At 41.9% G+C, this 13,936-nt stretch carries 11 protein-coding genes; all 11 read left to right on the top strand.

Translation table 11 applies throughout. The features are described from left to right. Positions 1 to 185 precede the first annotated feature (185 nt). The 11 genes from uppS (at position 186) to dnaE (ending at position 13,924) form a co-directional block, all read left to right on the top strand. On the top strand, positions 186 to 938 hold the full coding sequence (uppS, locus tag P3L56_RS16555) for a polyprenyl diphosphate synthase (protein WP_042848983.1): 753 nt from the start codon (positions 186 to 188) through the stop codon (positions 936 to 938). A 12-nt stretch (positions 939 to 950) separates the two neighbouring features. Further along, positions 951 to 1,811: a phosphatidate cytidylyltransferase gene (gene cdsA, locus P3L56_RS16550; RefSeq protein WP_042848982.1), complete on the top strand. Its 861-nt coding sequence runs from the start codon at positions 951 to 953 to the stop codon at positions 1,809 to 1,811. A gap of 8 nt (positions 1,812 to 1,819) precedes the next feature. Then, on the top strand, positions 1,820 to 3,172 hold the full coding sequence (gene rseP, locus P3L56_RS16545; protein ID WP_198860894.1) for a sigma E protease regulator RseP: 1,353 nt from the start codon (positions 1,820 to 1,822) through the stop codon (positions 3,170 to 3,172). 42 nt (positions 3,173 to 3,214) lie between these two features. Further along, a complete protein-coding gene (gene bamA / locus P3L56_RS16540; protein WP_042848980.1) occupies positions 3,215 to 5,629 on the top strand; it encodes an outer membrane protein assembly factor BamA in 2,415 nt (804 codons plus the stop codon). An 89-nt stretch (positions 5,630 to 5,718) separates the two neighbouring features. Further along, on the top strand, positions 5,719 to 6,213 hold the full coding sequence (gene skp, locus P3L56_RS16535; RefSeq protein WP_042848979.1) for a molecular chaperone Skp: 495 nt from the start codon (positions 5,719 to 5,721) through the stop codon (positions 6,211 to 6,213). Positions 6,214 to 6,216: 3 nt separating this feature from the next. Continuing rightward, the gene (lpxD, locus tag P3L56_RS16530; protein ID WP_042848978.1) at positions 6,217 to 7,254 is read left to right on the top strand and encodes a UDP-3-O-(3-hydroxymyristoyl)glucosamine N-acyltransferase; all 1,038 of its coding nucleotides are present in this window, start codon (positions 6,217 to 6,219) and stop codon (positions 7,252 to 7,254) included. 128 nt (positions 7,255 to 7,382) lie between these two features. After that, positions 7,383 to 7,835, top strand: a complete 453-nt coding sequence (fabZ, locus tag P3L56_RS16525) for a 3-hydroxyacyl-ACP dehydratase FabZ (protein WP_042848977.1) — start codon at positions 7,383 to 7,385, stop codon at positions 7,833 to 7,835. A 1-nt stretch (position 7,836) separates the two neighbouring features. Beyond that, a complete protein-coding gene (gene lpxA, locus P3L56_RS16520) occupies positions 7,837 to 8,634 on the top strand; it encodes an acyl-ACP--UDP-N-acetylglucosamine O-acyltransferase (RefSeq protein WP_042848976.1) in 798 nt (265 codons plus the stop codon). A 45-nt stretch (positions 8,635 to 8,679) separates the two neighbouring features. After that, positions 8,680 to 9,837 carry a lipid-A-disaccharide synthase gene (gene lpxB, locus P3L56_RS16515; RefSeq protein WP_042848975.1) on the top strand — a complete coding sequence of 386 codons (1,158 nt, stop codon included), beginning with the start codon at positions 8,680 to 8,682 and terminating at the stop codon, positions 9,835 to 9,837. Further along, a complete protein-coding gene (rnhB, locus tag P3L56_RS16510) occupies positions 9,837 to 10,430 on the top strand; it encodes a ribonuclease HII (protein WP_042848974.1) in 594 nt (197 codons plus the stop codon). The genes lpxB and rnhB overlap by 1 nt, the downstream gene beginning before the upstream one ends. Before the next feature lie 11 nt (positions 10,431 to 10,441). Continuing rightward, positions 10,442 to 13,924: a DNA polymerase III subunit alpha gene (gene dnaE / locus P3L56_RS16505; protein ID WP_166687072.1), complete on the top strand. Its 3,483-nt coding sequence runs from the start codon at positions 10,442 to 10,444 to the stop codon at positions 13,922 to 13,924. Positions 13,925 to 13,936: the final 12 nt, after the last annotated feature.

Raw genomic sequence — 13,936 nt, 5'->3', positions numbered from 1 at the left:
CTCAGTATGTGATTTATTTAGTTGCTGATAGCCACATTATATCTTTAATATGTGATGTGTTTAAAAAAAGAAAGATAACATAGTATTTTGTAGCGAATTAAGGATGTGTCTTATCAGCAAACTTAATAATAGTGGTTATTATTGGGCTGTATTTTTAAAGCAGTACTCACAAGGATTAACATTTAATGAACTCTAGTGGTGAAAATCTCTCTGATTCGATGATACCTAAGCATGTCGCTATCATTATGGATGGTAATGGGCGATGGGCTAAACAGAGAGGAAAACTCAGAATTACAGGTCATAAGGCAGGTGTTGAATCTGTTCGTAATTCAGTGCGTTTTGCGGTAAAAAATAAAATTAGCTCCCTTACACTGTATGCATTTAGTAGTGAAAACTGGAGACGGCCAGAAAAAGAAGTGAGTTCTTTGATGGAATTATTTGTTTTTGCTCTCGACAATGAAGTTAAAAACCTGCATAAAAACAATGTAAAATTAAAGGTTATCGGTGATGTAAGTCGTTTTAGTGATCGTCTCAAAAAAAGAATCGATAAGGCAGAGGCACTCACGCAAAACAATACAGGTTTGAAACTGAATATTGCCGCAAATTACGGTGGTCGTTGGGATATAACCAACAGTGTGAAACAGGTATTTTCGAAAGTACAAAATGGTGAACTCTCTATTGATGATATCAATGAAGAAACCATTAATAGTGAAATTTGTATGCATGACCAAGAAAATGTCGATTTGGTTATAAGAACAGGAGGGGAGCATCGCATCAGCAACTTCCTGTTATGGCAAGTCGCTTATGCGGAATTTTATTTCACCAACGTTTTGTGGCCAGATTTTGATGAAATGGTGTTTCAGGATGCAGTTGATGCTTTTAGTAAGCGCGAGCGTCGTTATGGTGGAGCTGAATCAGATGATGAACTCGTCAAATAATAGGGGAAAGATGTGCTGAAATACCGTTTACTTACTGCAATAGTATTAATACCAATCGTTATTGCAGCTTTGTTTTTGCTTTCTCCAGCAAATTTTGGTTTTGTCGTGATTGCAGTTTGTGCATTAGGTGCTTGGGAATGGGCGCAGTTCGCAGGCTGGCATTCGCAAGTTAAACGTATAGGGCTAGCTATTGTTTTTGCAATAATATTGCTTGCGGTTCAATTAGCTGTTCCTGATATAACATCATTTTCCTCTGAGCCGATGATCCTCTACGGCTTGTGGGCCGGTCTGGCATGGTGGGTTGTCGCAATTCTTTTAGTCGTGACTTATCCTGCATCGGCATCGTGGGGTAAATCGGTCATTGTCCGCTTGCTGTTCGGTGCATTAACTATTATTCCATTTTATTGCGGCATGATGGTACTTAGAACTATTGGTTATCAAAGTGATACATCCTTTGGTGCATGGTGGTTATTGTACGTTATGTTACTTGTTTGGGGGGCTGATTCAGGTGCTTATGCATTTGGCCGCACCATTGGGCGGAATAAAATGGCGCCGAAAGTTTCTCCTGGGAAAACATGGGAAGGTTTAATTGGGGGCTTGATTACCGCAGGGGTGATATCGTGGTTGTTTAGCACATTTGCACCAATACCTGTGATGCCTGATTATTTGCTAGTGACTTCGATTATTGTTGTTGTAGTATCTGTGTTTGGTGACCTAACAGAAAGTATGTTTAAACGTCAATCAGGTATTAAAGACAGTAGCCACTTAATTCCGGGGCATGGCGGTATTCTTGACCGAATTGATAGCCTGACAGCAGCGATTCCAGTTTTTGCTGGGCTAAATTTGTTAGTTTTTAACGGTTTTGGTCTTTAGGAAGATAAATGGGATTTATTTGGAGCTTAGCGGCGTTTATTATTGCGATTGGTGTGCTGATTACAGTACATGAATTTGGGCACTTTTGGGTTGCTCGCCGTTGTGGTGTTTATGTTGAGCGTTTCTCCATTGGTTTTGGGAAAACGTTATGGCGTAAGGTAGATAAACAGGGTACTGAGTTTGTATTAGCAATGATCCCGCTAGGGGGCTATGTCAAAATGCTTGATGAGCGAGTTGGCGAAGTTTCTCCTGAGCGTCGGCACCAAGCATTTAACAATAAAACGGTTGGGCAGCGGGCTGCCATTGTTAGTGCAGGGCCAATTGCGAACTTTTTACTTGCTATTGTTGTCTACTGGGTAGTATTTATGATTGGTGTTCCTTCGGTGAAACCAATTATTGAGGATGTAAAAAGCGGTTCTATCGCCGCCATAGCAAATTTTGAACCAAAAATGGAACTAAAAGCCATTGATGGTATCGAAACACCTGATTGGAATTCAGTGCGTTTGGCATTGGTCGGTAAAATTGGTGACCGTGAATTAACGGCTCAAGTATTGCCACAGGGCTACAGTGAGCCGATTACAAAAACGGTTGATTTAACCAATTGGCAATTTGATCCAGAAAAACAAGACCCGATACTGTCTATTGGCATTATGCCAGTATCTGTGAGAATTGACCCTGTTATTCAAAAAGTCACTGAAGGTTTGGCTGGTGAACGTGCGGGTTTACAGCCGGGTGATAGAATTGTTAGTGTTAACGGGGAAGCATTGGGTCTTTGGAATCCAGTGACGCGTATTATTCGTAATAACCCTGGAATACCATTGAAACTTGAGGTAGAGCGGTCACAACATTTGATCACTCTCACTCTAACCCCTGACAGCCAAAATGGTCAGCGTGGTGAAAAAATTGGGTTTGCGGGCGTTGAACTTTCAGTGTTACCGTTAGCGGATGAATATAAAATGGTACAGCAGTATGGGCCATTTTCTGCGTTTTACCAAGCCAGTGATAAAACGTGGCAGTTAATGAAATTAACGGTCAACATGATGGGTAAACTGGTTGTTGGGGATGTCAAACTCAATAACTTAAGCGGTCCGATATCTATCGCAAAAGGTGCGGGGGTATCAGCCGAATCAGGCTTGGTGTATTATTTGATGTTTATTGCGCTTATTAGCGTCAATTTAGGTATCATCAATCTGTTTCCACTGCCTGTTTTAGATGGGGGGCACTTGCTCTTCTTGTTAATTGAAAAAATTAAAGGAAGTCCAGTGTCTGAGCGAGTACAAGACTTTAGTTTTCGGATAGGTGCAATGGCATTGATTCTGTTAATGGGACTTGCACTTTTTAATGATTTCTCTCGCTTCTAATTTTTATAAGCTGGGGACCAGTAAGGAATACGCATAACAACGATGGCGATGAAAAAGTTGCTCATAGCGTCGCTGCTTTTCAGCAGCGCCACTGCATACAGTTCAGACGGATTCGTAGTTAAAGACATTCGTTTCGAAGGTCTACAACGCGTCGCCGTTGGTGCAGCATTATTGAACATGCCAGTTAGGGTCGGTGATTCGGTTGATAACGAAGATATCAGTCGTTCGATTCGTTCCCTATTTTCAACCGGTAACTTCGAAGATGTTAGGGTCCTGCGTGATGGAAACACGCTGATCGTTCAAGTTAAAGAGCGCCCAACTATCGCAAGTATCACTTTTACAGGTAATAAATCTGTCAAAGATGACATGCTTAAGCAGAACTTGGAAGCTTCAAATATCCGTGTTGGTGAGGCGCTTGACCGCACAACAATTGCGAATATTGAAAAAGGCTTAGAAGACTTTTACTACAGTGTAGGTAAATATAACGCGACAGTAAAAGCGGTTGTAACGCCTTTACCACGTAATCGTGTTGACCTAAAATTTGTTTTCTCTGAAGGTGTTTCTGCGCAAATTCAGCAAATTAACATTGTTGGTAATAAAAATTACACGACTGCAGAATTAGTCAATAAACTGCAATTGCGTGATGATGTACCATGGTGGAACCTTGCTGCTGACCAAAAATATCAGAAACAAAAACTGGCAGGTGACTTAGAAACACTTCGCAGTTTTTACCTTGATCGCGGTTACGCTCGTTTCAATATAGATTCAACCCAAGTTAGTCTGACGCCAGACAAAAAAGGAATTTATATTACGATTAACATTACCGAAGGCGACCAGTATAAAATTTCTGGTGTTGAGGTTAATGGTAATACAGCAGAACACTTAGCTGAAATCCAAGAGCTAATCACTATCACTCCGGGTGAGCTGTATAACGGTGCGCAAGTGACACGCATGGAAAACCAAATTAAAGAAATGTTTGGTCGCTATGGCTATGCTTATCCTCGGGTTATGACTCAACCTGAAATCAATGATGAAGATAAAACAGTTAAGTTGCATCTTAACATTGATGCTGGTAACCGTTTCTATGTACGTGAAATTCGTTTCCAAGGGAATGATACCAGTAAAGATACTGTTCTGCGCCGTGAAATGCGTCAGATGGAAGGCGCTTGGCTTGGTAATGACCTTGTCGAATTAGGTAAAGAACGCCTCAATCGTACTGGTTTCTTTGAAACTGTTGATGTTGAAACTCAACGTGTACCAGGAAGCCCTGACCAAGTTGACGTTATCTACAAAGTTAAAGAACGTAATACGGGTTCTATGAACTTTGGTATCGGTTTTGGTACTGAGAGTGGTGTAAGTTTCCAAGTCGGTGTAACACAAGATAACTGGTTAGGAACGGGGAATGCGGTTGGTATTAACGCAAGTAAGAATGACTATTCAACAAACGTTGAATTCTCATTTACTGATCCTTACTTCACCGTTAACGGTGTGAGTTTAGGTGGGCGCATTTTCTATAATGATTTTAGTGCGAAAGATGCAGATCTATCAGGCTATAACAACAAAACGTATGGTTTAGATAGTTTCTTAAGTTTCCCATTCAATGAGAATAACTCTTTCCGTGTTGGTGCCGGTTATGTACATAACCGACTTTCTGATATGCGTGCACAAGCTGCGATGTGGGATTACCTTGATTCTATGGGTAAAAACCCACCAGTCACAGAAAATGGGCGTAATAAAGAAAGTTTTGATGCAGATGACTTCACGCTTAACTTAGGTTGGACTTACAACTCGTTAAACCGCGGTTTCTTCCCGACATCAGGTAATAAAACTAACTTGTCTGCTAAAGTGACTATTCCTGGTTCTGATAACGAATACTATAAACTGCGTTTTGATACAGCACAGTATTACCCATTGGATGAAGACGAATCGTGGGTGGTTCTTGGCCGTGCACAAGCGGGTTATGGGGATGGTATCGGTAGTAAGCAAATGCCATTCTATGAAAACTTCTATGCGGGTGGTTCTAGCACCATTCGTGGTTTCCGCTCGAACAATATCGGTCCGAAAGCGGTTTACCTGAAGAAAATTAATGGTAAAGATCAACCTGAACCTGGAAGTCCATCAAGTGATGCGGTCGGTGGTAATGCTATGTACGCAGCATCATTTGAGTTAATTACCCCTACACCATTTATTGACGAGAAATATTCGAATTCTGTTCGTACTTCTTTGTTTGTCGATGCTGGTACGGTATGGGACACAAATTGGAACAGTATTCCCGCTGCTTGGCGTGCAGGTATGCCTGACTATGGTAAAGCAAGTAATGTCCGTGCTTCTGCGGGTATTGCTTTACAATGGATGTCTCCTCTTGGGCCATTGGTATTCTCTTATGCGCAGCCAATTAAGGACTACGAAGGGGATAAATCAGAACAGTTCCAATTTAATATTGGTAGAACGTGGTAATCTACTCTAGTTTCTATCTATGAAGGCTCCCATAATTTTGTGGGAGCAACCAAAATTTCCAGCCATACATATGGGTTAAGGAGTTTAGTGTGAAAAAATTGTTGTGTGCAGCGGGTGTTAGTATTGCTTTAGCAATGTCTGCGGGTGCTTATGCTGAGAAAATCGCTATTGTAAATGTTGGTGAAATTTTCCAAAAAATGCCTGCACGTGAAGCCGTTGCTAAACAGCTTGAGAGTGAGTTCAAAAGTCGCGCAACTGAGTTACAAAATCTAGAGAAAGATTTACAAGCTCGAGTTGATAAATTGCGCCGTGATGGTGCAACTATGAAGAAAACTGAACGTGAAAAACTTGAAGCAGAACTCATGACTAAACGTGACCAGTTCGCTGAAAAAGCTCAAAAATTTGAAGAAGACAACCGTCGTCGTCAAGGTGAAGAGCGTACTAAAATTTTAACACGTATTCAGGATTCTATTAAATCTGTAGCTGCTAAAGAAGGCTATGATGTTGTTATCGATGCAAATGCAGTTGCTTATGCAAAAGATAGCGTAGACATCACCAGTCAGGTTCAAAAACAGGTTAAATAATAGATGTCTTCAATTCGATTGGCTGACCTTGCTCAGCAGTTGAATGCGCAACTACATGGTGATGGCGATATTGTCATCACCAGTATTGCTCCAATGCATTCAGCGAATAATCAACAGATTACTTTTCTATCTGATAGCCGTTATAGTGATAAATTGGCTGATTGCCAAGCTGCAGCGGTTGTTCTCACAGCAAAAGATCTTGCAGCCTGTAAAGTCGCAGCATTGGTTGTGGATAACCCATACCTTGCTTATGCGCACATGGCTCAAATTATGGATACAACTCCGAGCCCAGCTGAAAATATCCATCCCTCCGCAGTGATTGCAGAAGACGCAAAACTCGGTGAGAATGTGGCAATAGGTGCAAATGCCGTTATCGAAAGTGGTGTAATCCTAGGCGATAACGTGGTGATTGGCGCAGGTTGCTTTGTGGGTAAAAACACACGTATAGGTGCAGAGACCCGCTTGTGGGCAAATGTGAGTGTGTACCACAATATTGAAATTGGCGAGCAATGCTTGGTTCAATCCGGAACAGTGATTGGTTCCGATGGGTTCGGCTATGCAAATGATCGTGGTAATTGGGTCAAAATCCCCCAATTAGGCACCGTAATTATTGGTTCACGAGTAGAAATCGGCGCAAATACAACGATTGATCGTGGTGCATTGGATAACACAATAATTGGCAATGGGGTTATCATCGATAATCAGTGTCAAATTGCACACAATGTCATTATTGGTGATAATACAGCAGTTGCTGGTGGTGTCATCATGGCGGGCAGTTTAAAAATTGGCCGTTATTGTATGATTGGTGGTGCCAGTGTAATCAATGGCCATATGGAAATTTGCGATAAGGTAACGGTAACGGGAATGGGTATGGTCATGAGACCAATCACTGAGCCGGGAGTTTACTCTTCAGGTATTCCTTTACAGCCTAATAAAGCTTGGCGTAAAACAGCTGCTTTAGTCTTAAATATCAATGAGATGAATAAGCGGCTGAAACATGTTGAGCGTGAATTAGATAGCCAAAATCAAAAAAATCAGTAATCATTTTGTAATTCAGGCTAAAATAGTCATCTGAGTTACGTTTTCCGGCCTGCCAGTTAACCTAATTTATGGTTAAAGCGGGCCGATTCATTAATTAAACCGTATTAATAGACAGGAAGAGTATTTCGATGAGTGATAATCATACTCTGAATATAGAAGAAATTTTAGAACTGCTTCCGCACCGTTATCCATTTCTTTTGGTTGACCGTGTATTAGATTTCGAAGAAGGCAAATCTTTGCGCGCAGTAAAAAATGTCTCATTTAATGAGCCATTTTTCCAAGGTCATTTTCCAGGCAAACCTATATTTCCTGGCGTGTTAATTTTAGAAGCAATGGCTCAAGCCACAGGTATTCTTGCGTTTAAAAGCGCCGGTAAATTAGAACCTGGTGAACTGTACTATTTTGCTGCGATTGATAATGCACGTTTTAAACGTCCGGTTCTACCTGGAGACCAAATGGTCTTAGAGGTTGAATTCATTAAAGAACGTCGTGGTGTAGCACGTTTTAAAGGTGTTGCAAAAGTTGATGGAGAAGTGGCCTGCGAAGCAGAAATGATGTGCGCCCGTCGTCGTGAGGTCTGATATGATTGACAAAACAGCCTATGTCCATCCCTCATCTATCGTAGAAGATGGGGCTAGTATTGGAGCCAATGTTAGAATTGGCCCTTTTTGTTATATTGGCGCGAATGTTGAAATTGGCGAAGGTACAGAGCTGAAATCCCACGTTGTGGTCAATGGCCATACAAAGATCGGCTGTGATAATGTCATTTTTCAATTCGCATCAATTGGCGAAATAAACCAAGACCTTAAATACCAAGGTGAACCAACACGTGTTGAAATTGGTGATAGAAACCGTATTAGAGAAAGCGTAACTATTCACCGAGGCACTGTCCAAGACGTAGGGCTGACCAAGATCGGTGATGATAACCTGTTAATGGTTAACGTCCATGTTGCTCATGATTGCCTGATTGGCAATCGATGCATCATTGCCAATAATGGGACATTAGGTGGTCATGTTACATTAGGTGATTACGCCATAATTGGTGGGATGACAGCTGTACATCAGTTTTGTAAAATTGGTGCACATGTTATGGTCGGTGGCTGCTCTGGTGTTGCACAAGATGTTCCTCCTTATGTTATTGCGCAAGGGAATCATGCGACCCCATTTGGTTTAAACCTTGAGGGTTTAAAACGTCGCGGTTTTGAAAAAGACTCGTTGCATGCAATTCGTAATGCATACAAAACGTTATATCGTTCAGGGAAATCGTTAGAGGAAGCTCGTGAAGAAATCGCGGAAGCTGCAAAGCTTAATGAGTACGTTAAAGTATTCAGCGATTTCTTGGAAGATTCTGCGCAATCTAAACGTGGTATTATCCGTTAATCCCTACTTTGGGGTTAACGAGCTTAGGCCTTTATTAAGGAGCGAATTTCGGTGAATAGCAACCGTCCACTTACTATTGGCCTTGTTGCCGGAGAAACTTCTGGTGATATTCTTGGCGCTGGCCTTATACGAGCGCTTAAAGAGCAAGTCCCTAATGCACGTTTTGTCGGTGTTGCAGGGCCGCTTATGCAAGCTGAAGGTTGTGAAGCTTGGTATGAAATGGAAGAGCTTGCTGTGATGGGCGTGGTTGAAGTCCTTGGTCGTTTACCTCGCTTATTATCCATTCGTAAAGATTTAACTCAGCGTTTTACTCAGTTGCAACCTGACGTTTTTGTTGGTATTGATGCGCCTGATTTTAATATCACCTTAGAAGGTCGTTTAAAGTCAAAAGGGATCAAAACGATCCATTACGTAAGCCCGTCGGTTTGGGCATGGCGCCAAAAACGGGTATTTAAAATCGGTCGTTCCACTGATTTAGTATTAGCATTTTTACCATTTGAAAAAGCGTTTTACGATCGTTTCAATGTCCCTTGTCGCTTTATCGGTCATACAATGGCAGATGCAATCCCATTACATCCAGATAAGCACGCAGCTAGAGTTCGTCTAAATATCCCTGAAAGTGTAAAATGTTTAGCATTATTGCCGGGGAGTCGCCATTCAGAAGTGGAAATGCTCAGCGCAGACTTTCTCAATACAGCTAAAATTTTACAGCAGCGGTTTCCTGACTTGCATGTGGTCGTTCCGTTGGTGAATGAAAAACGCCGTCAGCAATTTGATGCTATCAAGCAAAGTACTGCGCCTGAATTACAGGTTCATATTCTTGATGGTCAAGCACGCGATGCAATGATAGCTGCAGATGCAACTTTATTAGCCTCTGGCACTGCTGCGCTTGAATGTATGCTGACAAAATGCCCAATGGTTGTGGGTTATCGTATGAAACCTTTTACTTTTTGGTTAGCAAAACGCTTAGTAAAAACACCCTATGTTTCTTTGCCTAACTTACTGGCCGAAAAAGAGATAGTAAAAGAATTACTACAAGAAGAGTGTCAACCTGAACAATTAGCACAACAGCTTATTCCATTATTAGATGGCGGAGAGCAGGTTGATAGCTTGAAACAAACCTTTTTGCAATTGCATCAACGTATTCGTTGTGATGCAGATAAACAAGCTGCTGAGGCAGTACTAGATTTGGTTAAAAATTAATGGAATTTATCTATCCAAAAGCCAATTTGATTGCTGGTGTGGATGAAGTAGGTCGTGGTCCATTAGTCGGGGCTGTGGTAACTGCTGCCGTGATCCTCGATCCTAACAATCCAATTATTGGTCTCGCTGATTCAAAAAAGCTCACGGAAAGAAAACGTGAAAAATTATTTGATGAAATCCAGGAAAAAGCGTTGTGTTGGTGCATTGGTCGTGCAGAACCTGAAGAAATTGATAAAATAAATATTCTGCATGCAACTATGTTAGCCATGCAACGTGCAGTCGCAGGGTTAGCAATTGTTCCTGAGTTTGTTTTGATCGATGGCAATCGTTGCCCTGAATTACCGATGCCAGCACAGGCGGTTGTCAAAGGGGATAGCCTTGTACAGGAAATTAGTGCCGCCTCTATATTGGCGAAGGTTATTAGAGATCGCGAAATGGTCGAACTAGATAAAACCTTCCCTGAATATGGCTTTGCTAAGCACAAAGGTTATCCTACGGCTTACCATTTAGAAAAATTAGCGCAATATGGCGCAACCGAATTCCATCGCAAAAGCTTTGCTCCAGTGAGACGAGCTTTAGATATAACACAGTAGGTAGAAATTCGATGGCATCTCCTCGTTTTATTCATTTGCGTGTCCATAGTGACTATTCCATGATTGATGGGTTAGCTAAAACGGGTCCATTAGTTAAAAAAGTGGCCGCTATGGGAATGCCCGCATTTGCAATCACAGACTTTACTAACCTTTGTGGGTTAGTTAGGTTCTATGGGGCTGCCCATAGTGCAGGGATTAAGCCAATTATTGGTGCAGATTTTTATGTTGAAAGTGAATTATTAGGCGATGAAATTTCACATTTAACTATTTTAGCGCGTAATAATGAAGGCTATCAGAACCTAACCTTGCTGATTTCTGAAGCCTATCAAAAAGGTTATGGGGCAATAGGCCCAACAATCCACCGTGATTGGTTAGCAAAACATAAAGAAGGCCTGATTTTACTTTCAGGTGGGCGCAAAGGAGATGTCGGTCAATTTCTTTTAAGAGGTAATCAGGCGCTTGTCGATGAATGTCTTGAATTTTATGAAACCCATTTCCCAGACAGTTATTATTTAGAGTTAATAAGAACTGGTCGACCGGATGAAGAAAGCTACTTACACGCAGCCGTTGAGCTAGCCACTAAAAAAGGCTTACCTGTTGTTGCTACCAATGACGTTTGTTTTATTGAAAGTAGTGATTTCGATGCTCACGAGATCCGAGTTGCCATCCATGATGGGTTTACACTTGTCGACCCTAAAAGGCCTAAAAATTATAGCCCTCAGCAATATTTACGTTCTGAAGAAGAGATGTGTGAGCTATTTGCTGACATCCCTGAAGCGTTAGAAAACAGTGTAGAGATTGCTAAGCGTTGTAACGTGACCATCCGTCTTGGTGAATATTTCTTACCACAATTCCCTACTGGGGATATGAAAACGGAAGATTTTCTGGTTTTACGCTCAAAAGAAGGGCTTGAAGAGCGCTTAGAATTTCTCTTTCCAGATGAAAAAGTTAGGGCAGAAAAGAGGCCCGAGTATGATGAGCGTTTAGATATTGAGCTAAACGTTATTAACCAAATGGGGTTTCCCGGTTACTTCTTGATCGTAATGGAATTTATCCAGTGGTCAAAAGATAATGGTGTCCCTGTAGGGCCGGGCAGGGGGTCAGGCGCGGGCTCACTTGTCGCTTATGCTTTAAAAATTACTGATCTTGACCCTTTGGAATTTGACTTACTGTTTGAGCGGTTTCTTAACCCTGAACGTGTTTCGATGCCAGACTTTGACGTCGATTTCTGTATGGAAAAACGTGACCAAGTGATTGAACACGTTGCTCATATGTATGGGCGCGATGCTGTTTCGCAAATCATCACTTTCGGTACGATGGCTGCAAAAGCGGTTATCCGAGATGTAGGGCGCGTGCTTGGTCACCCTTATGGTTTTGTTGACAGAATTTCGAAATTAGTGCCACCTGATCCAGGTATGACATTGGAAAAAGCTTTTGAAGCTGAACCCCAATTGCCAGAAATATACGAAGCTGATGAAGAAGTTAAAGCGCTTATTGATATGGCGCGTAAGCTTGAAGGTGTGACCCGAAACGCAGGGAAACATGCGGGTGGTGTCGTTATTGCCCCCACGAAAATTACTGATTTTGCGCCGCTGTATTGTGATGCAGAAGGAAATAACCCTGTTACTCAATTCGATAAAAACGATGTTGAATACGCAGGGTTAGTGAAGTTTGACTTCCTTGGTTTACGCACACTGACAATCATCAATTGGGCGTTGGAAATGATCAACGCACGTCGAGCCAAGAAAAATTTAGATCCGATTGATATCGCAGCGATCCCATTGCATGATCAAAAAAGCTTCGATATGTTACAACGCTCAGAAACCACGGCGGTATTCCAGTTAGAATCCCGTGGAATGAAAGATTTGATCAAGCGGTTACGTCCAGACTGTTTTGAGGATATGATCGCCTTAGTTGCTCTTTTTCGTCCCGGCCCTTTGCAATCAGGGATGGTAGATAACTTTATTGACCGTAAGCATGGTCGCGAAGAAATTTCTTACCCTGATGTACAGTGGCAACATGAGTCATTAAAACCTGTTCTAGAACCAACTTATGGCATTATTCTGTACCAAGAACAGGTTATGCAGATTGCGCAAGTTTTGGCTGGTTACACACTTGGCGGTGCAGATATGCTGCGTCGAGCTATGGGGAAAAAGAAACCAGAAGAGATGGCCAAGCAACGGTCCATTTTTGAAGAAGGCGCAATCAAAAATGGTGTTGACGGCGAGCTATCAATGAAAATCTTTGACTTGGTAGAGAAATTTGCCGGTTATGGGTTTAATAAGTCTCACTCGGCTGCATATGCATTAGTTTCATATCAAACTTTATGGTTAAAAGCCCATTATCCAGCCGAATTTATGGCCGCAGTAATGACCGCTGATATGGATAATACAGAAAAAGTGGTTGGTTTAGTTGACGAATGTTGGCGAATGGGATTAAAAGTATTGCCACCGGATATCAATAGTGGGCTTTATCATTTCCATGTCAATGACGATGGTGAGATAGTTTACGGTATTGGCGCGATTAAAGGGGTTGGTGAAGGCCCGATTGAGGCGATTGTTGAAGCTCGTCAACAAGGTGGCTTCTTTAAAGAAATTTTTGATCTCTGTGCCCGTGTTGATATAAAAAAAATTAACCGACGGGTGATGGAAAAACTGATTATGGCGGGGGCCTTTGACCGATTAGGCCCTCATCGTGCGGCATTAATGTCTTCATTAGAAGATGCATTAAAAGCCGCCGATCAACATGCGAAAGCAGAAGCTATTGGCCAAGCTGATATGTTTGGCGTATTAGCGGACGCACCAGAGCAGGTGGAAAGTTCTTACGCTAGCGTACCGAAATGGCCCGAGCAAGTGGTTTTGGATGGTGAAAGGGAAACGCTTGGTTTATATTTAACAGGGCATCCAATAACACGATACTTGAGCGAAATAGAACGCTATACTAACGGTCTTAGATTAAAAGATGTGAACCCAACCCCTCGTGGTCAAGTGACAACTGTGGTAGGTTTAGTACTTTCAGCTAAAGTGATTACAACCAAGCGTGGTAATAGAATAGGTATTTGTACGCTTGATGATCGTTCCGGTCGTCTGGATATTATGCTATTTTCAGATGCACTCGATAAGTACCAGCACCTGCTGGAAAAAGACAATATCCTGATAGCCACCGGTCAGGTCAGCTTTGATGATTTCAATGGTGGTAATAAAATGACAGTGCGTGAGTTAATGGATATTGGTGAAGCAAGGGAAAAATATGCACGAGGGCTTGCAATTTCACTGTCAGACAAACAAATTAACGATCAATTACTGAATCGGCTTCGTAGTACTCTTGAACCTCACCGTTCAGGAACGATCCCGGTTCATTTGTATTACCAGAAGGATGATGCCAGAGCTAAGCTTAAATTTGGCGTTGTTTGGCGTGTGACACCCGTAGATCCCCTTCTGAACGATCTTCGAACTCTGCTGGGTAGTGAGCAGGTAGAATTAGAATTTGACTAAAATAGGAATATT

The organism is Providencia sp. PROV024 (genome assembly GCF_032709665.1).
GTDB classification, from domain to species: domain Bacteria; phylum Pseudomonadota; class Gammaproteobacteria; order Enterobacterales; family Enterobacteriaceae; genus Providencia; species Providencia huashanensis.
Note: the sequence above shows the minus strand (reverse complement) of the source record. Positions and strands in the feature narration are given on the sequence as shown.